The sequence below is a fragment of the Bacillus thuringiensis genome, from assembly GCF_022095615.2.
GTDB classification, from domain to species: domain Bacteria; phylum Bacillota; class Bacilli; order Bacillales; family Bacillaceae_G; genus Bacillus_A; species Bacillus_A cereus_AG.
In genome coordinates this window covers 168,640-191,114 of record NZ_CP155560.1, presented here as the reverse complement: position 1 = coordinate 191,114, position 22,475 = coordinate 168,640, and the positions used below count along the sequence as shown (strand labels likewise).

Below are 22,475 nucleotides of genomic sequence, written 5' to 3'. Positions count from 1 at the left end.
AAAGCGATAGGTATAAATTATCAAATTAAAATAAGCACATCTTGTTAAAAAAACAGATGTGCTTATTTTTTAATTTCTATGCATTTTTACGTTTTAAGAAAATCACTCCACCAACAATTAATAGCAATGCTCCTGCAGCCATAGAGATCCAACTTGTAAGGTCAGCGCCTGTTTGCGGTAACCATCCAATTTTAGATTGAATTTCTTTCTTAGGTTGTGGTTGTTCTTTTACTTGCTCTTTTGGTTGTTCTGAAGTTGGAGTATTTTTATCTTGATGCGGCTGTTCCGGTTTTACTTCTTTAAATTTCACTGTTTGACCCTTATCTTCAATGTCAACGTGAATAGCTACCAAGACATTATCTTGATACAATTCTTCAAACACTACCACTTCTTTACCTTGTAATGCAGAAGCATTAAATGTGAAATCGAGTGTGATAGAACCATTTTTCTCTTTTGCTGTAAATTTAGATTCTACTGTTACTTCTTTACCATCAACTAATAATGGCTTGTTTGTTGCTTTATCCATTAGTTTACCTTTTACAACGTACTCTTTACCCACGATTAAGTCTTTGTATTCCACTTTATCTTGGATTGTTACAGATTTAGAAGCGTCTAACTCTTTAGAACCATCCACTTTGTTTGTTGCTGTCGTTTTAATAGAAGGTTCTACAAATCGAACTGTTTGACCTACATCGTTAATGTCAGCGTGAGTTGCAATTACTTGACCTTCATGTAATAGGTCTTCAAACACGACTACTTCTCTTCCTTGCTGTTCAGCACCAACAAAAGTAAATTCTAATGTTACAAAACCGTTCTTTTCTTTTGCAATAAATTTAGTCTCAGCTGTTACTTCTTTACCATCAATTAATAATGGTTCGTTAATAGCTTTGTTCATTAATTTTCCTTTTACAGTGTACTCTTTACCAACAACTAAGTTAGTGTACTCCACTTTATCTTGGATAGTGATAGAATCCTTTGCATGAATCTCTTTTCCACCATCAGCTTTGTTTGTTGCTGTCGTTTTTACTGATGGCTTAACGAACTTAACTGTTTGACCTTTATCATTGATATCAGCATGTGTCGTAACAACTTTTCCGTCTTTCAGTAACTCTTCGAATACTACTACTTCTTTTTCTTCTAAACCAGTTGCGTCAAAAGTGAAATCTAGTGTAATAGAACCATTTGCTTCTTTTGGTGTAAACTTCGTTTCAGCAGTTACTTCTTTACCATTTACAACTAATGGTTTATTAGTCTCTTTATTCATTAATTTACCTTTTAAAGTGTACTCTTTACCTACTTGTAGGTCTTTGTATTCCACTTTATCTTGGATTGTTACAGACTTAGACGTGTGCATTTCTTTTGTACCATCTGTTTTATCAGTAGCTGTTGTTTTTATTGAAGGAATCTTTTCATCTTTGACAATATGTTTAATGATTTGACCATTTTCTTTGATTTCAAAAGAGAACGTTTCTTCATTTAAGATATAACCGTTTGGAGCAATAGTTTCTTTATATGTGTATTTTCCAAATGGTAACTTTTCAAATTTAGCGATCCCTTTATCGTCTGTTTTACCTTTTACTACTTCTTTTCCTGCTTCGTTATAAATCGTAAATTCTGCATTTGGAAGCTTGTTATTTCCATCAGCTACATCTACCTTTGTAATTTCTAGATCACCTTTGATAAGATGATTAACTGCCAATAACTCAATAATCTTCCCATGTTCCTTTATTTCGAACACAATTGGTTCTTTAACAAGAACGTAACCGTATGGTGAAGTCTTTTCTACAAATGAATACTTACCATACGCTAAATCTTTGACGTTAATCTCGCCATTTTTATCTGTCTTATATTCTCCAATCACTTTTCCATTTGAATCTTTTAGCTCGAATACTGCACCTTCTAATTTTTTACTACTATCTTCGTTATCTACTTTTAATAGTTTTACACTTCCTTTTACTTCGGTGTTTTCTACCGTAAAAGTAAGTGTTTTATTGTGCTCTTTAATTTCAAAAGGATACTTTGTTTTATTTCCAATATAACCATTTGGTGTTTTTGTCTCTAAGAAATAATACTTACCAAAAGTAAGGCCCTCAACATTTGCAATTCCATTCTCTTTTGTTACTGCCTTTTTCACTTCTTTTCCATCTTCAGTAAAAACAGTGAATTCAACATTAGGTAGCACTTTACCTGAATCACTAAGTTTTTTTATTTCAATGTTCCCTTTTGCTTTGGTGTTTACTATTTGAACTGCCCCTGTTTCTCCTGTCTTAACCTCAATAGTTTGTGATTTATCACCTAAAACATAGCCCGTTGGCGCTTTTATTTCTTTTACAGTATAAGTACCAATTGGTAGGTTATTTAATTCTGCAGTACCATCAGCACCAGTCATGATTTTTCCAACTGATTCATTATTTGTATTAAAGACCTCAAATACCGCATCTGCTAATACTTCTCCATTTTCTCCAACCTTTTTAATTTTTAAAGAACCCGCAGCTTCCCAATTTACTGCAAGATCACTACTAAGCTTTTCTTCATTTCTTTCTAGTAGTACTGTAGCATTCTGAACAGTATCCGTACCGCGGTAAGCAATTGCTTGAACTTTTGTTAAGTTTGCAGCAATCCTTAGATTAAATTCACCTGTTTTTGTATTTTTAGGAATTTGGATACGGAATTTCTCTCCAACTGAAAGCTGATCTTTCACTTCACCATTTTCACTAATAATTTTAACTCCATTAGGTGCATTAGTCGCTACTACTTTATAAGAACCACTCTTAGCGTTTGTTTGTACTGTATACAAGTTTGTTTCAAAAAACTCACCTTTTAATTCTGCTTTCTGCTTTTCAGCAGGAATCACGTTCATAAAAATATCTTGATTATCTTGGCTATTATTTGCTGCATTGATAATTGCCTTAGCCGCTTTTTCAACATTTTTATTCGTATGGTTCAGTTCATTTACATCAAGTTGACCTAATGCATTCCAAACTGCAAGTTGAGTCGCGTAATGTGCTTCATTCTGATTAGCTACTCCCAGCTGCTCTACACTTTTTTGTGGGAAACCGTTTAATAGAACCCTATATACTACATTATCTGTTTTCCCCATTTCAGGAAGATCTTCCCCATTTGGTGATTTTAGTCCCAAAGTTAAGCAATAAGCAATTTGACCGCTTGAATTTTTAATAATTTCAGTTCGAATGTACTTACCTAAACTATTACTATAACTCCAGTTCATAGAATATTTCTCGTGTGTCATAACCTCTGCACTAGCCCTTGGTAAAAATACATTAAGGAATAATGTCAGTACTGATAATAATGTAAAAACTTTTATAATAACTCTCTTACCCAATTTTGAAACCTCCCTAAAATAAATTCATCTAAGTTTATATCGCAATATCTAAAACATTCACGATTAACTCGATTCTCATTATAGAACAACAAATTCCAAATTTTAAACTAATTAATTAAATAGTCAAAAAATATACACATTTTCATGTTTTTCAAGTTTTTATAAGAGTTTACTATATACAAATTCTAAAAAATTCTGCAATTAACTAAACAAATATGTTTGTTTAGTATGTAAATACAGTTCATTTACTCAAGTTATTATTCTTCTAACTTGTATAACTATTACTACAAGAAAATCAGAATACGATTTAGACAAATATATTGCACTAGTAAGCACTTATAGCGAATATAGGAGTCCTCCCAATTCAGGACGACTCCTATATTTTTTATTAATGAATTCAATTTTATGAACTGAAGTTTGTAAGTTAAATCCTTATTACTATTCAAAGTGCTTATTTGATATAGATTGAAGTTCGCATCGTATTAAATGGAGAGTTAATAGATGTTTTTTGGTATTCAAATGTTCCTTGCTGATGTCCAGAAGCATCCCACTTATAATACCAGCCAACAATTGGTTTTCCACCAATTATAGTAGAACCAATACTTTTCACATTAGAACCATTCATTTTCGCAAATGGATTTTGACCATATCCCATTTCCTTCGTAGTAATATATAAGTATTTTCCCCCGTGGTCACGTGTTGTGCTAAAACTATTTGGATTAATTGTTTCTACTCCGCCCTGCTCAGACTCTACTTGTACGACGTTTAGTGAAGTAAGTGGTGCTGCAGGTCCAGCAGAAGCTTCTGTTGCCATTCCTAATCCAACAAACGCAGTTATTGCTAACGATGAAATACCAAGTGCTGCTTTTTTAAACATAATAACATCCCCTTCCATCTATCTATTATTTTCTCTTTCATTGCCAATATAATCCTATTACCTTTATATGTATATAGTTTAAAGCTGTAGAAATATTAATAAGAATATTCTATCTTATATTTCTACAATTCGATTCCATATTATAACTAATTCACAATGTATAACAAAATACGCTTTACAAGCATATCCTAATCTCTTCATTACTAGAATACGAGTGTTTTGAAGAGGGTACTTACTGTAAGATTATTCACCTGGATATCTTTTACCGTACTTATAACAAGTCTATATCAGTAACTGTATTATCAATTTTATAAAAATACGCCCAGGACTATATAGTGGATTCGAATCCGCTTTTACCTTATGAACCTATTTGGTTCTTGCTTTTTTGCTTCCTCAGGCCATTCCTTAATTATTTGAGGTAAACTACAAAATGAAGGATAGAGAAAAGAAACTCCATGAATGTAATAAGTACTTATCATTATTAGCATTCTCACTGTCTTACAATATGCACCTCAAGTTTAAAAATTATGATATAAAAATTGTTTTTGATAAAGGATAATAAGTGAATAGATGATGCAAAAACTGCAGATTACAAAGCATCTAAAAGATAAACTTAAAAACCCGACTCATAAGAGTTGTGTTTTTTCATAATTTTCAAATAAACGAATAGAGAGATGGAATTATTTTCATCATGAGATACATGATTTTAAGTTGATAGTTATGGGGACACTCTATCTTTTCGAGAAATATCCAATAAATAAAAAAATACGCTATTCTTTCTCTAGATTCATAGGAAAGGATAACGTATTTTTAACTGTATAGATAGATACGTTTAATACACCTAATTTTAAAAAGATTTTATATACCATGCATTCATAGTAGAATGTTCAGAACCTAGTAGGGGTTCATTTAAAAGCATAAATCCAAATTTTCCATATAATAGACATGCAGTTTTTAATTCATGCATTGTTTCTAAATAGCACTTTTCATAATGTTTAGAGGCAAATGACAAAGCTGTTTCCATTAGTTTCTTGGAAAGCCCTAAACCTTGTGCTTTTGGACTTAAGTATAGCTTTTGTAATTCGCAAACTTTATCATGTTCGTTAAACGGTGCTATACCAATTCCGCCAACAACTTCTCCTTCCATTTCTACTACCCAATAGTTCGCATGTTTTAGATTATTATAATATTGGTGTAGGTCGTTAAGTTGAGGGTCAAAATAAGCTGTTCCAGGAATCGCTAAGCCAAGTGATTTTAATGAATCTTGTATAATTTCTTTTACTTTCGCATTGTCTTCTTTTTTCATTTCTCGAATAATCATATACGATCTCCTTCAATTAGGTTTTAGTAAAGATTGCGACAGATTTTTGAAAATGGCACCCCTAAAATGTTGACTAAGTCCACATTTTAGGGGTACAGTTATATTAATATTAAATGTGGACTTAGTCAACTAAAGGAGGATCTATGGATAAAAAAATAATTTATGACATCAGACAATTCAACCGATTTTATACAAAGGTACTTGGTTTATTTAATAACCAGATTCTAGATACAGATTATTCATTAACTGAAGCACGAATACTATTTGAAATAAGCGAAAGAACAGATTGTATTGCGAATAATCTTGTGCAAGAACTTAATATTGATAGAAGCTATATGAGCAGAATTTTACGTAGGTTTGAAAAGGAAGAATTAATAGAGAAAAGAAGCTCAATAAAAGACAACAGAAAAAACTTGCTCTTTTTGACACAAAAAGGAGAGGAACTACTAGATCTAATTCATATTCAGTCAGATGAACAATTAAATCAATTGTTTAACGGACTAAGTGATAGTGAGATTAATGAAATTCGTATTTCCATGATGATAATAAAAGAAAAATTAGATAAAAATATTAAACAAAAGTGAAAAAATGAATGCTTTTAAAAAACTAATTGGGGTAGCGTCACACATCCATTAACTTAACAGAACAGGTTGCCCCTAAAACGATAAAAATGAACTTAGATGCTATAAAAAACACAAATTTTCATAGAAAAAAAGCCGTTTTAGAGATAATCGGCTTTTTCTTTGTAAATCAAAGCAGTAAAATAATATGAAACTTCTTGAACCTTATAAATAGATAGATAGATAGATTTACTTAAAACATGATTCTTAGTATTCTATAATCAATTAATCCTCATCATACAAATTATCTACAGATTCGTGTAAAGAATCTAATAGATAGTCGCTGAAGTTTTCATAAGTAATGGCATACAACTCTTTTGAAAAACGACTCCAAAAAACAACAGGGCACTCGCCATCTTTCATTTGATTTGTATCTAAACATGTCACAGTACCATCGATATCATTTAAAACAATATATTGTTCAGGTAGGTTATATGTTTCTCTATATAATTTTGTATGGTAAACAACGGAGGAATCCGCAGCTGTTGTCTCACAACCATGTATATCCATTCCATCAAGTCCGCCGCTACCATACTGTTTTAAAAAACAATGATAAGTGCTTGGGAATGTAATGCTTAGCTTTCGGGCTGCTTCGCAAATCGTATCTTCGTTTACACCACCCATAAAATCTCCATCTTTCTCATATGTAGAAATGATTGAAAGGATCTTGTCATTCATCTTTTTTCCCCCTCCTAAATGTTCTTACGCTCGCATCATATCCATTTGTAACTACATTGTTTATCTGTCGTTATTTCTACCTTTGCCCATATGTAATGCCCCTGCCCTTGACTATTCCCAATAAAAAATTCTCTTGCATCCAAGAGAATTTTTTATTGGACTCTTATTGATAATACCTAAGAATTTTCAGTCCTGCTATAACATTAAAAATGGATCTATTGTTAGATTCTATAATACTGAAAGATTTATTACATTTTCATATTTAACTGGATAATATACTGTTAATACTAATGTATTTCCTGAACCTGCAACAATAATGATTTCCTTGTCTAACACTTCATCTATATCCTCTTTCAATTATCCTTACCCATCATATAATATTTTTCTACACATTTAGATTGTATGTTGTATATGGAAGCTCTTCTTTTTTCCATGCAAGAAATCCTCCCTTTAGATTCACCACTTCCTTTATACCAGCTCTTTGTAAAATACTAGCTGCTATAGCGGAACGCAATCCGGTTCGACATTGTAAAACGATTGGACAATCTTCTGGTATGCAATCTAGCTGCTTAAATAGATTTCCTAAAGGGATATGTATTGCATCATGAAGATGTCCTTCTTCCCACTCTTTTTTACTTCGCACATCGATAACCTTCACGCTTCCATCTTTTATCTGCGGATATAATTCAATCGGTGTTTTTTCTTTGTAGCTTTCAAATCTATCAAGTCTTTGTATAACTTGTAAGGGTACAAAAGCAATAATATTATCTAGCCCAATAGATTCAAAGTCTCTAATAACCTCCTCCACTTTAAACTTTTTCTCATCTAGAATGATTAAAGTTTCTGTTTTATAATCTAGTAACCACCCACACCAAGTTGTGAATGAATTGTTATACGGTATGTTAATTGATTTCTCCATGTGACCAGAAGCAAAACTTTCTACATCCCTTATATCAACTATTTGCTGAACGCTCCTTATAACTTCTTGAAATTCTTCTACTGTATTAATAGCAAAAACTTCTCTTTTCTTACGAATTGGTGGACCGTACTTATTTAAGTTCTTCATTAATGAAAAATAACTTGGAGGCTCTGGCTGTCCCATCAATAAAGTCGATACAAAATCACTTTCTTCATTACACTGAAATGCCCAATTAAACAGCTTTTCATAACCTAATGTAGAAGTTGGAATTGCTCCTAATGCTTTTCCACATGCGCTTCCTGCACCATGTGATGGCCATATCTGCAAATAATCAGGGAGTATTTTTATTTTTTGTATAGAATTAAATAATTGTTTCGCTCCTATTTTTGCAGTATCTTTCATACCTACAGCGGTTTCTAATAAGTCCGGCCTTCCTATATCTCCTACAAAAATAAAATCACCTGTAAATATTCCTATCGGCTTATCATTCGTATAATTATTTTGACTTGTATCAGTTACTAAAAAAGAAATACTTTCAGGCGTATGCCCTGGCGTGTGCATTACATTAAATTTTATATGACCTACTTTAAACTCTGAGCCCTCTTTAACTAATTTGTATCGACCTTCTTTAAGATATTGATATTTCCAATCACAATCTCCTTCATCAGATACATATAAATTGGCATGATAAAGAGTAGAAAGTTCTCTAGACCCAGAAAGAAAATCTGCATGAATGTGTGTTTCAGCCGCTGCTATTATATCCATCCCCTCTTGCTTAGCAAACTCTATATATTGTTCTATATAACGACCCGGATCAATTACAATTGCTACCCCTTCCTTCTGACAACCAACTAAATAAGAAGCATGTGCTAATTTTTCATCATAAAAATATTTTAAAAGCATAGCTATTCCCTCCAAATAGTTATTTCGAATTACTTTTCAATTTTTATAACCGCTTTCTATCTCCCCTTATAGCAGCCCTTTCAACATAAAATTCCAATACATATAGGGCAACATATATCTTTTAAGTAAAAACATACTATACCGTTCTTTCGCTTGATTAAACGGAAACGTTTCTTGAGGTTCATGATTATAGTTAAATTCAGCGAGTATAAGACTTTTATAACCTGTAACAATCGGACAGGATGTATATCCATCATATTTAGCGTGCAAGTCTCTTCCGTTAAGTACGTCCATAATATTTTGTTTTAAGACAGGTATTTGTTTTCGAATTGCCGCTCCAGTTTTAGAGGTTGGTAAATTGGTACAATCTCCAAGTCCGAAAATATTCTTATACTTTACATGCTGCAAAGTATAAGGGCTTATATCTACCCATCCCTGAGAATCACTTATCTCACTCTCTTTAATAAAACTAGGTGGCCCCATTGGTGGAACAACATGGATCATACTATACGGTACTGTTTCTCTTTTCAGTGTTTGCGTATCTTCAAAAATTGCTTCTTTCTTTTCAGCAATAATTTCTACTAAGTTTTTATGATAATTTGTTATAATTTGCTTTCTTTCAAGTACTTGTTCTAATGTATTAGCATATCGCGGAACCTGAAATATGTTAGCGTTCGCGGTATAAAACATTACTTCACTTTTGTTTCTTACACCACTATTAGAAAAATACTCTTCTGCTAAATACATAATCTTTTGTGGAGCACCACCGCATTTAATAGGAGTATTAGGGTGGGTAAACACCGCGTTTCCTCCTTTAAATTTTTCAATTTCTTTCCAAGTAGAATCAACATATTTATAAGAGTAATTGCTACAAACCCCATTAGTCCCAATAGACTCCTTTAAGCCTTTAATACCGTCCCAATTTATTTGTATACCAGCTGCTACAATAAGAATTTCATACTCAAGCAGCAGTCCATCATCTAAAAGTAGCTTATTTTCATCCGGAAACAACTTAACAACACTTTTAGGTATCCACGTTGCTTCTTTTGGAATAAGTAATTCTTGATCACGCATCGTACTTTCCTTTGAAACAATTCCTCCCCCCACTAAACTCCATAGTGGTTGGAAATAATGTTTTTTTGATGGATCAATAATTGCTATACTTTCTTTCAATAGGGGTACATTTCGTAACAAATGTGCAGTAGAAGATATTCCTGCAGTCCCAGCACCAATCACAATGATTTTATATCTATCTCTGGTTTTCATTATTCTCCTCCTATCTGAAATTAGTTTTCAAGTTTATTCATCGTAGTAATAATATTATAAGTTAAAAACACTCTTATTTTATCTGATTCAAATGAATCTTTTGTTAATTTCATCCATCGATATTACTATGCGGGGTAGCACCACATCATCAAGCTAAGAAAAGAAAATGCCCCTAAAACGAATACACACACTATTTCTGTAAAAAAATGTATAAATGAACTTACGAGCATGGTAGCATTGGATAAAGATATGAATATAACAGGAGGATTTATTTTATGGAGTTGAGAAAGCTAACAGATCGTGTTTTTTATACTATGTTTAGTAAAGAGTCCGATAGACCAGTTCTTGGATATATAAACGGTCAAAATTATTCTTTAATGGTAGACTCAGGTAATTCTAAAAATCATGTTGAATTGTTTAATGAAGCTTTACGTAACGAGGGATTAAGAAAGCCAGAAGGTATTGTAATTACACATTGGCACTGGGATCATACTTTTGGGATGCATGCAGTGGAAGGAATTACAATTGCCCACAAAAAGACGAACGATAAATTAACAGAATTGGCTATGTGGGAATGGACAGATTCTGAAATGAAAAAGAGGTTAGCAGAAGGAGTTGAAATTGAATTTGCAGATACTTGTATTCGGAAAGAGTACCCTTTGCTATCTGAAATACGAGTAGTGACTTCTGATATATCCTTCAACGGTTATATGGAAATCGATTTAGGAGGTATTGTTGCACAATTACATCATGTAACTTCTCCACATAGTGACGATTCTGTTTGCATATTTGTACCCCAAGAAAGAGTATTATTTATTGGGGATGCAGTTGGAGTTGACTATTATAATAATAATCACTTGGATAAAGATAAATTGAGTTCTTTAATTAAAGCGATTGAAGGATTTGATTTTGATATTTGTGTAGTAGGGCATGCTAAGCCAGTAAGTAAATTAGAGATTGTTAATATCATGAATTCTCTTCTGATACGTTAGTGGGAATTGTGACTCCATAATCCTAGGTACTCATATCCAACAGTTTAAGAAAAAGAAGCACCTCAAAACAAAAAATGAGCTGACTTCTCAAAATAACTAAATATAGAAACAGCAAATTTTCATTTAAGCGTGACTTTAAAGCCATTAACTTAAGAAACCTTCTTATTTTCCAGAACGAAAATAAGAGGGTTCTTTCAAAACGTACGGAATTTTTGTTCTGGGAGTATTCAAACATAACCATCAAGCTAAAGTATTGAAATAACCCCAATATGAAAGTAAACTTTTGAATAATTATTTTCAACTCATTAATGACTTTCTAATTTATAACACTTTAAATTAGAAAATAATATTTCATCTCTTACTTCTTTAGATGGTAATCAAATTTTTAATTTAATAGCCTATCATTTCTCTTCGGAAATATTAATATCATAGTGTTTCAAGTCAGATTTACGAATGGTTTTTTCCAAATATGCCGCACTTCCTCTTGATTCTCATTTTTTTCTGTTTTAATCCAAATTATTGAATCAGTACCACTCATTTGAAAACTAGCTAAATCATATTTATCCCAGGCATCTTCAAGCACTTTTTCAATACGCTCTACACGTAAATCTTCTACACTTTTAGTTGTATCTTCTTCACTAACATAAACATTGAATACTAGTATTATACAAGTTAAGAACGCTACTAAAACAAGAAGTATTTTTTTCATTATGATACACCTCCATAATTTATTTACACCATGACTCCCTGTTTTTACATTTAATTTCCAAACGCTTTATAAAAATGTCCCTGTGCTCTTAAAATTAACTAATTTTGTAGTGAAAAAAATATTCCATTATTATAATCAAAATACCCATTACAGACCGAACCGTTCGGTCTGTAATGGAGTGAATTTATTCCCACTCTTATTTTTTTAAAAGACGCCTAAATATTTGTCTAAGTACAAAATATGCTACTATTACTCCAAGAATAAAAATCACAATACCTATAGGATTAATGTTGATCATCTACATCAACTCCCTTGATTTTGTATATCTATCCTACAAATATAAGTATTACGGATTGATTGAGAAAGAACCACCTGGATAATGAACTGTCCCTCTTACAACGGTATTAGAATAAGCAACAGACGCGCCATATTTTTCATTCTTATTCAATTTACATGATTTCCCATTATCGCATGAACTAGTAAGACTATTAGTAAACACTTTACCTACTCCGCCACTTCCTATAAGACCATAAGCTGTATGAGTTACAGTGTTACTTAATTTCGTAGCATTCCCCTTAAATGTTTGTGTTGTCATATTCGCACCATAAGTATTATTCCAAGCTCCATGCGTAGACGACGCGGTTCCCCAAGTTCTTGCTTCAATACCAGCTACAGTTCTATATTTTGTAAAACTATTTGTCTTATAAGGTTGTACTTGATTTTCCCCTGAAATCCCCAGCATAGGCTTATCAGCATAAGTTTTAACAAATTCTTGATCTGCTATAGCCATTTCTTCACCAATATCATATTTAGCATTAATTTCCTCAAATTTACGATCAACTTCCTCACTAGTCAACCATTTCGATTCCATCTCTGTGTCAGCACTAATTTCTAAAATCGGTAAAAAAAACACACTTAATCCTAATACTAACGTTGCACCTACCATTACTTTTTTTACTGTCATAAATTGTTGCTCCTTCCACTTAGATGATAATTAATACTGCTAAACTCAACATGTAAGTTTATAAGAAATAAAATAATCAGTTATAAAACCAATATTTTACTCTATAAACATATTTTAATATTTTAGAAATTTTAATACAATTCTAGTTTCCCCTATATATATTTGTTATAATTTGTATGAATAAACCAAAACATTACACTAAGTGTACGATTCTGAATATTTAAATTAACATTATATAACCATGGAAAATAAGAATACATCCCCCCATGCCCATCAACTTAAGAATTTTCTGACATCAAAAAAACGAAAATTTGACACTTTTTCAGTTATTTATACAATTCGGCTTATTTTTTCGTTTTGGTGAATAATTCATTTCTTATGTTGATTGCGATATAGTGCTACCCTAACATACAAAAATCTCCTTCAAAAAAAGAAAGGCGCCTACGCACCTTTTGTAATCCACTTATACTTTCTTCGGCATTCAAAATTCCTTCTGAATCACTTTAATGCATCATTGTACGGACCTAATTGCTTTTTTGAAAAGTAATGAATTGTCTCCTTACTTTTCAGTAACATATTTCCTTTTATAATTAAAAAATAGGTAGCTACTAGAAAATAGATTAAACCTAATATCCAATCCAAATTTGTAGCTAAATTGTGTAAAAGAACATATCTCATATATGCATAACCAATCGGAACATGTAGTAATACAACCGCACCTAATCCTGGGTTGTATATTGTTTTTGCTTTTATATTCGCAAAAATACCATGCCATATGAATTGAAAAAATCCCATTAAAATAGGTGCCAATCCAAGCCATATAATATTTGGAAAGAAAACCGGAAGTAAATAAAAAACATACGCAATCAAAATATTTATAACCATAGCAGATTGCGTATTTAATGGATAACGATCTGGTATATCACTTTTAAATATAACTACATTAAACAGACCAGCGAAATAACCTGGCCAACGATACTCTTCAAATTGATGCACTAAAATGGCTACAAAACTTAACGCTAACAGTACTTTTATTTCACTCATTTCTCCAAAATTTACGACTAAACAACCTACGACAGCAATAGCCATTACTAAGCCTACATCACACCAGTGTTTTCTAAAAAAACTAATCATCTCTACCACCCACTATCTCAATTTTTATAAAAATAGCGTTCAAATAGGAAATCAATTTGTTTTTCTACAGGCAGTATTTTTATATCCGCCCCTGATTCAAGAATTGGCATCATTAATGCTGGAAGAAAAACGGATCCGAATATTTGCACTGTCATCATCATTAAAATTTCCTGATCCGTTTCATTTGTTATTTCACTCAAAGTATTCTTCACTTTACTAAAACCAAGACTCTTCAAAAAATCTCCATATTCGTATTGAGATGTAAATACCGTAGTTCCCATTGCAATAATTTTCCTAACTAACTCAGGGTATTGCCGAATTACTAGTACATAATCAAGTAAAAATATTTTTAATCTTTCTTTCGCTGGCACTTTAATATCATCTAAAATAGAAAAAGTGCCTTGAAAGCTAATTAATAGGACTTTAATTGTTTCGCTAATCAACTTCTCCTTTGAGCCAAAATGGTAATTTACAAGTGCGATATTTGTATCTGACAATGCTGCAATTTTTCTTATTGTTACACTTTCGAATCCTTCGTCTTTAATTAACTCCAATGTTGTATTTAAAATCTTTTCTTTCGTTGATATGTTTTCATTTCCCCTCAACTTATCTCCTCCTCTAAAATTTTTCAATTAAACAACGTTTTAAACATTGTTTAATTTTATGGTATCACCTTCAATTTTTAATATCAATCTAATCCTTTCGACATTTCCGATTACCTATTCTTTTTTTATCTTTGTTATTAAAGTTTTTACACACATTTAAGAACGTCTTTGTTTTTTCCAGTCACTCAATAATGTGAGCGGTCGGTAATTTTAATAATTGAGCTGTTGTGTAAAAAATTGTGTTCAACTTTTTATGCATCCTATTTGTTGGTAACTAATGTATTACTGTGTCCCAGTTGGGGTAGCACCACATGCCCATCAACTTAAGAATTCAGAATTACTCCAAAATGAAAAAATGAGCTTTTTTGTTACAAATTAGCACAAAATTTTGTTCTGGGGGTACAATAAAATTTTAGCTTGATGGCGATGTGGCGGTACCCCATCACCATCAAGCTAAGGTTCTATTACACTTACAGGAAATTAGTATTTTTAAGTCTTAATCTAGCCCTGTTTCATTTTAACGCGGATTTTTTGCTTTTCGCGGCTACACCTGAACACGATAGCAATACCAAGCGCCGAGGCCCCCGGTACAAAGGGTTCGCCCGAGTTCATCTCCACTATCAGTAAACCGTTCTCTTCGAAATATCTTCGGGTGTGTGAGATGTCCTTCACTGCTACCACGTACCCGGCGAATCCCGGTAGCAGGGGTGCCATCTCTCCTGGTAGCAGCTCTGACAACCGCGATCCGGGAACGATTGTGATGCGAGCCTTTTCCAAGTTGAAGGTGTGTGTTACTCCATTCGTTTGGACCTCACAATCCAAGTATCGGCCATATCGCCTAGTGAATTCGTCTATCTCGGAATCGTCAACGCATAAGATTGATTCGACTAAATCCGTCGCTCCATATTTTAATATAAAAAACAGGAATGATTCTACGGATATCGGCTATTTAGCAATGTTTATTGATGAAATTAACAGAGCTTTAAATATGAAATTTAATTTTGAACAAAGCGTGGATGGGTCTGTGTGCGATTATATTGTTCAATCTATTGAAAAAGCAGTTTAGTAAATCTTTGCTTAGCATGGGGTTCAAAGTGTTGGCAGTACTCCGTTTTGAGAATACTTCTAATAAAATATGCAACTAGATTAGTATTTCAATTTAAGTTTGCTATGAGTTTCTTAGCAAACGAGGGGCTTTTGGATAAAAATTTACTTTCTTATTTATAAAAAAAGAAGTCTAGAAATAGACTCCACATTAAAAATGTAAATCAGCATTTTTCTGTTGTTGCCTTTTATTAAGACTATTTCTTATAAATAATTCTGCAACAATTAAATTTGGCACCCACGCTAGCCAAGCAATAACGGCATAACTACGTTCGAAATGCTCCAGCCCAAATAGTAATACAAACAAAGAGAGCCAAATTCTTAATGTAACTGCCGCAAAGGTTAAGGAATAATTTCTAATCATCCAATTCCGGTGGTCTTGAATTTTTTTACTCTTAATTCTGTTCAATGCTTGATATGCCGAGGTTAGCCAAAATACGGATAACAAACCGAAACCGAGCTTTCCTACCAATCCGCCCGTAGCGTAAAAGGATAAATAAAGACCTGAAATGCTACCTAATAATATACCAATCATATAGATTTTCCCAATCATTCGATGACGATTGATATTCGTTTCCCTAAAACTTGTGGATAATGTAAAAGGCCCAATTACTAATGCTATTATACTAGTTGCAATATGTGTAAATAAAATAATATACCAAAGATTACTTAATTTCGAAAGAAACATCAGTTTCATTTGAACAAATCCTGCTTGAAATCCATCCATAATAAAATATTGGACAACAGCATAACCAGCTACTAAAATAGCTGAAAAAGTAAATATAAACTCTGCTTTTTTATTCATAATATTCCTTCCTTTGGGTATTCGCCCATTATATCATTTCTCTTGAATTCTTGTTACATTTTCTCCCCATACCTATTTAAACATAAATTCAACTTACTCCCATCTAAATTATTTATCTACCGGTCACTTATAGCACCAAACCCTAATCTCACACTATCCAAACGATTTATAACAATCACCAGATGCTGTTGTTGGCTTTAATTCCTCCATCGCTATGTATCAGAAGCTTTTAATCAAACCTCAATCCAAACTAACACCAGCTATAAAAAGACAGCTATCTTAGATAACTGTCTTTTTTTGAATCCAATTTAATTATTTTGAAAATCTAGCATATCCTAAGAAATGCTTCTGAGTATATGAACTGTTAATCTTACTTTTAATTACACCTGTTGTTTCATCAGCAGCATGAATATATTCACCGTTTCCTATATAAATCCCTAAATGTGAAGGACCCGCTTTATAAGTATTTTGTAAGAATACTAAGTCCCCAGGCTGAGGGTCACTTATTTTTGTAACCATTCCCCAATATCCAGCTACACTATTTCTTCCAATTTTATATCCATTATTTTTAAATACGTAAGAAATAAAACCACTACAATCAAATGCATTAGGTCCATCAGCTCCAAATACATATGGTTTTCCTAATAATTTTGTAGCAAGGTCAACTACCCCCGAAGAACTAGAATCAGTTTCATTCATGTTAAGCCACTTATCACCTTCCCATGTTTGAACCTTCCACCAGCCATCCGTTGTTCCATCGATAATGTTAAAATCCTGTGGATTGTATTTATAACCACCATTTCCTTTTACAGCGTTAAATGAAGGCTCATTATAGACATACAAAGATTTATTTACGAATCTTAGTTCTCCATTTGGAATCATCCATTTATCGCCTTCCCATGTTTGAACCTTTAACCAACCATTCTTTGTTCCATCGATAATGTTAAAATCCTGTACACCATATTTATAACCACCATTTCCTTTAGGTGCATTAAAAGATGGTTCGTTATATACGAAAGAAGGTGTATCTATTAATCTTAGTTCTCCATTTGGAGCAAGCCATTTCTCTCCTTCATAAGTAGCTACTTTCCACCAACCATTATTACGCTTTTCAATTACATTCCAGTCCTGCGGACCATATGGATGACCACTATTTGCTTTTTGTGAATTAAATGATGGTTCATTGTAGCTAAAAACGTCTTTACCCACATACTCAGTTTGTTGTTGAGCTTTAGGATTTATCCATTTGTCGCCTTCCCATGTTTGAATTTTTAGCCATCCGTCTGTTGTCCCGTCAATAATTATAAATGTTTGACGACCGTATTTCTGTCCACCATTTGCTTTTTGTGATGAAAAAGAAGGTTCTTCGTATGCGTAAAGATCTGCTAAAATACGTGATTCACCGTTTACATTAATCCATGAATCACCTTCCCAAGTTCCAATTTTCCACCAACCATTATCTCGTTTTTCAATTATTCTTACATCCTGAGGACCATATTGTACTCCACTATTTTGCTTTGCAGAGTTAAATGAAGGTTCTACATAACTGTAAAACGATTTATTAACATACTCAAGATTATTTTCGGCATGAGTCACCATACTAAATGTAGAGATAGATAAAAAGATAGATAATAGAATCCCGATACTACGCTTTAACATAAAATAACCTCACTTCATTTTTTTGGCTAATATATCGTTAAAAAAATAGATAGATTATTTTATAGATTAATAAAAAGATAAATTATTTAAGTATTCGGATTTTTACCGTTTTACGTCCCCATTGGCGTGCCTCTTTATCCGTTGGAAATAGCACATCTATCTTTTTACCTTTGATAGCACCACCTGTGTCACCTGCAATCGCCTCACCATAACCATCGACATACACCTTTGTTCTTAGAGGGATTACTTTCGGATCAACAGCGATTAGTTTAATATTAGGATTTTTACCTATATCAATACCAGCTGCTGTAATTCTTTCACTTGGAGAACTTTTTTCTACACTATATGCAGTAGATTCAACATAAAATTCAACACTCTCATTTTCTTCAAACATGTTAAGCCACTTATCGCCTTCCCATGTTTGAACCTTCAACCAACCATCCGTTGTTCCGTCGATAATGTTAAAATCCTGTGGATTATATTTATAACCACCATTTCCTTTTACAGCGTTAAATGAAGGCTCATTATAGACATACAAAGATTTATTTACGAACCTTAGTTCTCCATTTGGAATCATCCATTTATCGCCTTCCCATGTTTGAACCTTTAACCAACCATTCTTTGTTCCATCGATAATGTTAAAATCCTGTACATCATATTTATAACCACCATTTCCTTTAGGTGCATTAAAAGATGGTTCGTTATATACGAAAGAAGGTGTATCTATTAATCTTAGTTCTCCATTTGGAGCGAGCCATTTCTCTCCTTCATAAGTAGCTACTTTCCACCAACCATTATTACGCTTTTCAATTACATTCCAGTCCTGCGGACCATATGGATGACCACTATTTGCTTTTTGTGAATTAAATGATGGTTCATTATAGCTAAAAACGTCTTTACCCACATACTCAGTTTGTTGTTGAGCTCTAGGATTTATCCATTTGTCGCCTTCCCATGTTTGAATTTTTAGCCATCCGTCTGTTGTTCCATCAATAATTATAAATGTTTGACGACCGTATTTCTGTCCACCATTTGCTTTTTGTGATGAAAAAGAAGGTTCTTCGTATGCGTAAAGATCTGCTAAAATACGTGATTCACCGTTTACATTAATCCATGAATCACCTTCCCAAGTTCCAATTTTCCACCAACCATTATCTCGTTTTTCAATTATTCTTACATCCTGAGGACCATATTGTACTCCACTATTTTGCTTTGCAGAGTTAAATGAAGGTTCTATATAACTGTAAAATGATTTATTAACATACTCAAGATTATTTTCGGCATGAGTCACCATACTAAATGTAGAGATAGATAAAAAGAGAATTAATAGCAATGATACGCTTTTTTTTAACATATAAATTTTTCACCTCTTTCTTTTTACAACGATATATTAACATAAAAACATTAACATAATTTTCTTTATTTATCTATAAAACCCCAAATGAGATAACAAATTTTTTAGAATCTTATAACCCTTTTAAACCCTCTCCGTTCAAAGGGTTATAAGGAGCAGCTTAATAAGAAATATAAAATATGCAATTTTGCATATTTTATATTAAATTATAGTTCCATTCCCTTCTTATATTTATTGCTAGTTGCTCTTCCTTTAAGAGGGAAAAGGTGGAATCTTATTCTCACAAGAAATTTCCCTTTTTCTTTCCCTATAATTCTATGCATCTTTTTATACATTCCTATTCTGGCGCGATTTTAGGGTTCTTCCTTGTTACTGAATTAGCCGAAAAAATGTATAAAATCTTGCATACTCTTAGCGTTGGAGTTTTCCAAAATGCTGGCGGTACCCCATGCCCATCAACTTAAGAGTGTAAACAAACTGAACTTTCGTTCAGCCGGGTTAAAGCATTCTTAAAATAGAAGTATATTCTTAAAAATACGCATACCAAATAAACCCTAACGGGTTTCACTTTTTTAATTATGCAATTTTCTTTTGTTTTCTCAACCATTATACTCATAGACAACACCCATAATATCAAAGACAGTCTTCTTCTCATATCTGTGAGATTTTCGTCCATTCTTCTGTAGAAGATGGAACAGGCGGATTAAAATCTTTGTTATTTCTCGGGTGTTTTGCTGTATGGTTCGATATAAAATGTGTAAATGATCTTGAATCATTCCAATTGCTTTATATTCACTTAATTCTTGTTTCTTCTTTTGTAAAATTAATTGTCGCATCTTAAACATAGTAGAAGAACATAGAAAAATGGCAATGAGTTTTCCATAAACATGGCATTCTAATCGCTCTTGTTTAATATTTTGCCAATGATGAATTTGAAATAGAGATTTCCATGTTTTAAATACAATCTCTATTTGCCAACGGAGAGAGTAAAAATCATGGATTTGTTCCATCGGAACAATTTCCCAAGGTGTATGGGTAACATATAGGTTCATACCAGCTAATCGTTTGCTTTTTTTCGAATATGTAATACCTTTTTTACTTTCCGTATATACTTGTTTTTTCATACGCTCACGAAGTTATTTTTCTGTTAATCGATACATAATCAATCGAGTGAATAGCTTTTTATCCTTTCCAATATAAGCTTCTTTTATTTCATAGGACTGCCCTGGTTTTAAGGTAACCATAATGTGTTCTAGATCAATTTTGATGTACTGAGATTGTTTTTTTATTGTCCCATTTTGAAAGTATTCGGGAAATTCATTTTTGATATATACCCTATTGTTTAATTTAAGCCGTGATATATAATACACACCACGTTGATCCATTTGATCTAAATCATCCAATGAATAATAGCCTAAGTCCCGAATACATAGATCCCCAGGACGTAATGTCGCTAAACACTCTGTTCCAAAGGTTTTATCATTATTTTTTCCCGGTTCAATTTGAACATTTAAAAACTGGCCACTGTGTAAGTCATATTCTAATTGAATTTTTATACCCGCTGTTTGGGCACAACCACCTGACCCAGGGTACACACTAGCTAAATGTTTTGGTACCTGGAAAATCGTTGCATCTAAAATACGAATTCGTTGAAAATAAGCGATTGAAGCGCTTGGAATCACTGATGTTTCACAAATTTTACTTTTTAATAGTGCAGAGAAAATATGCTTTAAAAAGAAAACAGCTTTTTTATTGAAACGCTTATTGAGTCCTTCTGGACTCATAAGTGTTCCTGTAACAGCATGAAGTTGACTACACAGTCTCACTAAAGAATCACTCGCTACTCGTTGACTGATCCAAACACATATAGTAGCTAAATCATGCCCTGAAAATTTACGTTTTCGTTGTACAAAACCTAGTTTTCTAGCAAGATTTTCTAAAAATGAAGGAGTAAGATATTCATATAATTCTTCAGAAAATAATTGTAATTCACTTTGAATCGAAAGACTCATAAAAAACGTCATCCTTTCTGTATATTTTTACAAAAAGAATAACGCTTTTTTGTATTTGAGGGTATTAAAATCTCTTAAGTTGAGGGGCATATAAGGTTAATTTTGTAAAAATGTATTATAATGGATTTTAGAAATATAAAATGTTAAATGTATTAGAGGGGAGATATATTATGGCAACATTTATACTTGTACACGGTGCATGGGATGGTGGATATGTTTGGAGGGAAGTTGCAACACAGCTGAGAAAAAAGGGACATGAAGTATATACACCTACATTAACGGGACTTGGAGAAAGAGCGCATCTTGCACATCCGGGTGTAGGATTAAAAACATATATTCAAGATATTGTGAACGTTATTCACTATGAAAAATTAAAGGAAGTTATTTTAGTAGGGCATAGCTATGCTGGAATGGTAATAACCGGGGTTGCAGATATTATTCCAGAATGCATTAAAAATATTGTGTATATTGATGCAATGATTCCAAATAACGGAGATTCTGTAATGGATATTTCTGGTCCGGAAATGTCTTCACATTTTATAGAAGAAGTAAAGGTTCATGGAGATGGATGGCGTATTGTTCCAAGAAATGCGTCAGATCAAAGAAAAGTTGCTATGCCGCTATTAGCATTTACACAATCAATTGAAATGAATAATTCGATAATGAATGAGATCCCACATACATATATAGAAATTCTTGATCATCCTGCAAATTGGCCAATGGCTCCTATTTTTCAAAGATCAGCTGAAATAGCAAAGGAGAGAAAATGGGATGTATATTCTATTCAAAGAGGTGGGCATTGGGTTATGCAAACAAACTATGAAGAATTAACTCTTATTTTAGAAAGATGTAGTTGATAACATAAAAGAATGTACATATGAAATTTGCTTAGTGTATATTTTCATTAAAATGCTGGTGGTACGTCTATTATGGATAATATTAAACCGGGAAAATTGCTAGACGTGACTGAAGTAGTTATTAAAAATCAAAAATAATCGTTGGACTTATATAATCTTAAAGGCTAAGGTATCTATGAAAATAAATTCTCACCGTTTGTAAAGGCTGTTCCAACTAATCAATAATTAAGAAGACTATCCCTATGCACAAGCAAGAAGATAGTCTTTTTTTTGAAAATCAAGTAACTGAGAAATAACGTTTTTTTACACTTGGGGATATTTCAAAATCTTAAGTTGATGGGCATGTGGCTGAA

The 22,475-nt window shown here is 32.6% G+C and carries 17 protein-coding genes and 1 pseudogene; 3 read left to right on the top strand and 15 right to left on the bottom strand.

The window, feature by feature from the left end; all coding sequences use genetic code 11:
• Positions 1-76 precede the first annotated feature (76 nt).
• From KZZ19_RS27745 to KZZ19_RS27735, 3 genes are all read right to left on the bottom strand, one after another.
• Entirely contained in the window at positions 77-3,343 is a 3,267-nt protein-coding gene (locus tag KZZ19_RS27745) for a VaFE repeat-containing surface-anchored protein (RefSeq protein WP_237982264.1), read from the bottom strand.
• Between the two features lie 451 nt (positions 3,344-3,794).
• On the bottom strand, positions 3,795-4,220 hold the full coding sequence (locus KZZ19_RS27740) for a DUF4879 domain-containing protein (protein WP_226545893.1): 426 nt from the start codon (positions 4,218-4,220) through the stop codon (positions 3,795-3,797).
• 847 nt (positions 4,221-5,067) lie between these two features.
• The gene (locus KZZ19_RS27735) at positions 5,068-5,541 is read right to left on the bottom strand and encodes a GNAT family N-acetyltransferase (protein ID WP_226545894.1); all 474 of its coding nucleotides are present in this window, start codon (positions 5,539-5,541) and stop codon (positions 5,068-5,070) included.
• 143 nt (positions 5,542-5,684) lie between these two features.
• On the opposite strand from KZZ19_RS27735, the gene KZZ19_RS27730 reads away from it, so the two are divergent.
• Entirely contained in the window at positions 5,685-6,125 is a 441-nt protein-coding gene (locus tag KZZ19_RS27730) for a MarR family winged helix-turn-helix transcriptional regulator (RefSeq protein WP_098343753.1), read from the top strand.
• Between the two features lie 261 nt (positions 6,126-6,386).
• On the opposite strand, the gene KZZ19_RS27725 is transcribed toward KZZ19_RS27730, so the two are convergent.
• The 4 genes from KZZ19_RS27725 to KZZ19_RS27710 all read right to left on the bottom strand — a co-directional run bounded on the left by KZZ19_RS27725 (position 6,387) and on the right by KZZ19_RS27710 (position 9,927).
• Complete coding sequence (locus KZZ19_RS27725) at positions 6,387-6,785, bottom strand: SMI1/KNR4 family protein (RefSeq protein ID WP_237982268.1); 399 nt, start codon at positions 6,783-6,785, stop codon at positions 6,387-6,389.
• 282 nt (positions 6,786-7,067) lie between these two features.
• On the bottom strand, positions 7,068-7,196 hold the full coding sequence (locus KZZ19_RS27720) for a hypothetical protein (protein WP_255260309.1): 129 nt from the start codon (positions 7,194-7,196) through the stop codon (positions 7,068-7,070).
• A gap of 28 nt (positions 7,197-7,224) precedes the next feature.
• Positions 7,225-8,661 carry an MBL fold metallo-hydrolase gene (locus KZZ19_RS27715; RefSeq protein ID WP_226545895.1) on the bottom strand — a complete coding sequence of 479 codons (1,437 nt, stop codon included), beginning with the start codon at positions 8,659-8,661 and terminating at the stop codon, positions 7,225-7,227.
• A gap of 66 nt (positions 8,662-8,727) precedes the next feature.
• Positions 8,728-9,927 (bottom strand): FAD/NAD(P)-binding oxidoreductase, encoded by a 1,200-nt coding sequence (locus tag KZZ19_RS27710; RefSeq protein ID WP_237982265.1) that lies wholly within the window; start codon positions 9,925-9,927, stop codon positions 8,728-8,730.
• A gap of 275 nt (positions 9,928-10,202) precedes the next feature.
• Here KZZ19_RS27710 and KZZ19_RS27705 point away from each other — a divergent pair, with 275 nt between their 5' ends.
• Positions 10,203-10,919 (top strand): MBL fold metallo-hydrolase, encoded by a 717-nt coding sequence (locus tag KZZ19_RS27705; protein ID WP_226545897.1) that lies wholly within the window; start codon positions 10,203-10,205, stop codon positions 10,917-10,919.
• Between the two features lie 436 nt (positions 10,920-11,355).
• On the opposite strand, the gene KZZ19_RS27700 is transcribed toward KZZ19_RS27705, so the two are convergent.
• From KZZ19_RS27700 to KZZ19_RS27665, 8 genes and pseudogenes are all read right to left on the bottom strand, one after another.
• Complete coding sequence (locus tag KZZ19_RS27700) at positions 11,356-11,628, bottom strand: hypothetical protein (RefSeq protein ID WP_226545898.1); 273 nt, start codon at positions 11,626-11,628, stop codon at positions 11,356-11,358.
• 346 nt (positions 11,629-11,974) lie between these two features.
• Entirely contained in the window at positions 11,975-12,592 is a 618-nt protein-coding gene (locus tag KZZ19_RS27695; protein WP_226545899.1) for a hypothetical protein, read from the bottom strand.
• Between the two features lie 498 nt (positions 12,593-13,090).
• Complete coding sequence (locus KZZ19_RS27690; RefSeq protein WP_237982269.1) at positions 13,091-13,726, bottom strand: HXXEE domain-containing protein; 636 nt, start codon at positions 13,724-13,726, stop codon at positions 13,091-13,093.
• A 17-nt stretch (positions 13,727-13,743) separates the two neighbouring features.
• Entirely contained in the window at positions 13,744-14,331 is a 588-nt protein-coding gene (locus KZZ19_RS27685; protein WP_237982270.1) for a TetR/AcrR family transcriptional regulator, read from the bottom strand.
• Positions 14,332-15,586: 1,255 nt separating this feature from the next.
• Complete coding sequence (locus KZZ19_RS27680) at positions 15,587-16,240, bottom strand: DUF2306 domain-containing protein (RefSeq protein WP_237982271.1); 654 nt, start codon at positions 16,238-16,240, stop codon at positions 15,587-15,589.
• Between the two features lie 312 nt (positions 16,241-16,552).
• Positions 16,553-17,899, bottom strand: coding sequence for a C40 family peptidase (locus KZZ19_RS27675; RefSeq protein WP_348638068.1), 1,347 nt, complete (start codon positions 17,897-17,899; stop codon positions 16,553-16,555).
• Positions 17,900-17,981: 82 nt separating this feature from the next.
• Positions 17,982-19,253 (bottom strand): 3D domain-containing protein, encoded by a 1,272-nt coding sequence (locus KZZ19_RS27670; RefSeq protein WP_348638067.1) that lies wholly within the window; start codon positions 19,251-19,253, stop codon positions 17,982-17,984.
• A 576-nt stretch (positions 19,254-19,829) separates the two neighbouring features.
• Positions 19,830-21,265: pseudogene (locus KZZ19_RS27665) on the bottom strand (IS4 family transposase).
• A gap of 170 nt (positions 21,266-21,435) precedes the next feature.
• Between KZZ19_RS27665 and KZZ19_RS27660 the strand changes: the two are divergent.
• Positions 21,436-22,122: an alpha/beta hydrolase gene (locus KZZ19_RS27660; protein ID WP_348638066.1), complete on the top strand. Its 687-nt coding sequence runs from the start codon at positions 21,436-21,438 to the stop codon at positions 22,120-22,122.
• The last annotated feature ends 353 nt before the right edge of the window (positions 22,123-22,475 follow it).

What these genes read in the sequence shown, in the direction of transcription:
- KZZ19_RS27730 (WP_098343753.1), top strand. Translation starts at nt 5,685, where the DNA reads ATGGATAAAAAAATAATTTATGACATCAGACAATTCAACCGATTTTAT.
- KZZ19_RS27700 (WP_226545898.1), bottom strand. Translation starts at nt 11,628, where the DNA reads ATGAAAAAAATACTTCTTGTTTTAGTAGCGTTCTTAACTTGTATAATA.
- KZZ19_RS27715 (WP_226545895.1), bottom strand. Translation starts at nt 8,661, where the DNA reads ATGCTTTTAAAATATTTTTATGATGAAAAATTAGCACATGCTTCTTAT.
- KZZ19_RS27740 (WP_226545893.1), bottom strand. Translation starts at nt 4,220, where the DNA reads ATGTTTAAAAAAGCAGCACTTGGTATTTCATCGTTAGCAATAACTGCG.
- KZZ19_RS27705 (WP_226545897.1), top strand. Translation starts at nt 10,203, where the DNA reads ATGGAGTTGAGAAAGCTAACAGATCGTGTTTTTTATACTATGTTTAGT.
- KZZ19_RS27670 (WP_348638067.1), bottom strand. Translation starts at nt 19,253, where the DNA reads ATGTTAAAAAAAAGCGTATCATTGCTATTAATTCTCTTTTTATCTATC.
- KZZ19_RS27735 (WP_226545894.1), bottom strand. Translation starts at nt 5,541, where the DNA reads ATGATTATTCGAGAAATGAAAAAAGAAGACAATGCGAAAGTAAAAGAA.
- KZZ19_RS27710 (WP_237982265.1), bottom strand. Translation starts at nt 9,927, where the DNA reads ATGAAAACCAGAGATAGATATAAAATCATTGTGATTGGTGCTGGGACT.
- KZZ19_RS27725 (WP_237982268.1), bottom strand. Translation starts at nt 6,785, where the DNA reads ATGGGTGGTGTAAACGAAGATACGATTTGCGAAGCAGCCCGAAAGCTA.
- KZZ19_RS27680 (WP_237982271.1), bottom strand. Translation starts at nt 16,240, where the DNA reads ATGAATAAAAAAGCAGAGTTTATATTTACTTTTTCAGCTATTTTAGTA.
- KZZ19_RS27695 (WP_226545899.1), bottom strand. Translation starts at nt 12,592, where the DNA reads ATGACAGTAAAAAAAGTAATGGTAGGTGCAACGTTAGTATTAGGATTA.
- KZZ19_RS27690 (WP_237982269.1), bottom strand. Translation starts at nt 13,726, where the DNA reads ATGATTAGTTTTTTTAGAAAACACTGGTGTGATGTAGGCTTAGTAATG.
- KZZ19_RS27660 (WP_348638066.1), top strand. Translation starts at nt 21,436, where the DNA reads ATGGCAACATTTATACTTGTACACGGTGCATGGGATGGTGGATATGTT.
- KZZ19_RS27675 (WP_348638068.1), bottom strand. Translation starts at nt 17,899, where the DNA reads ATGTTAAAGCGTAGTATCGGGATTCTATTATCTATCTTTTTATCTATC.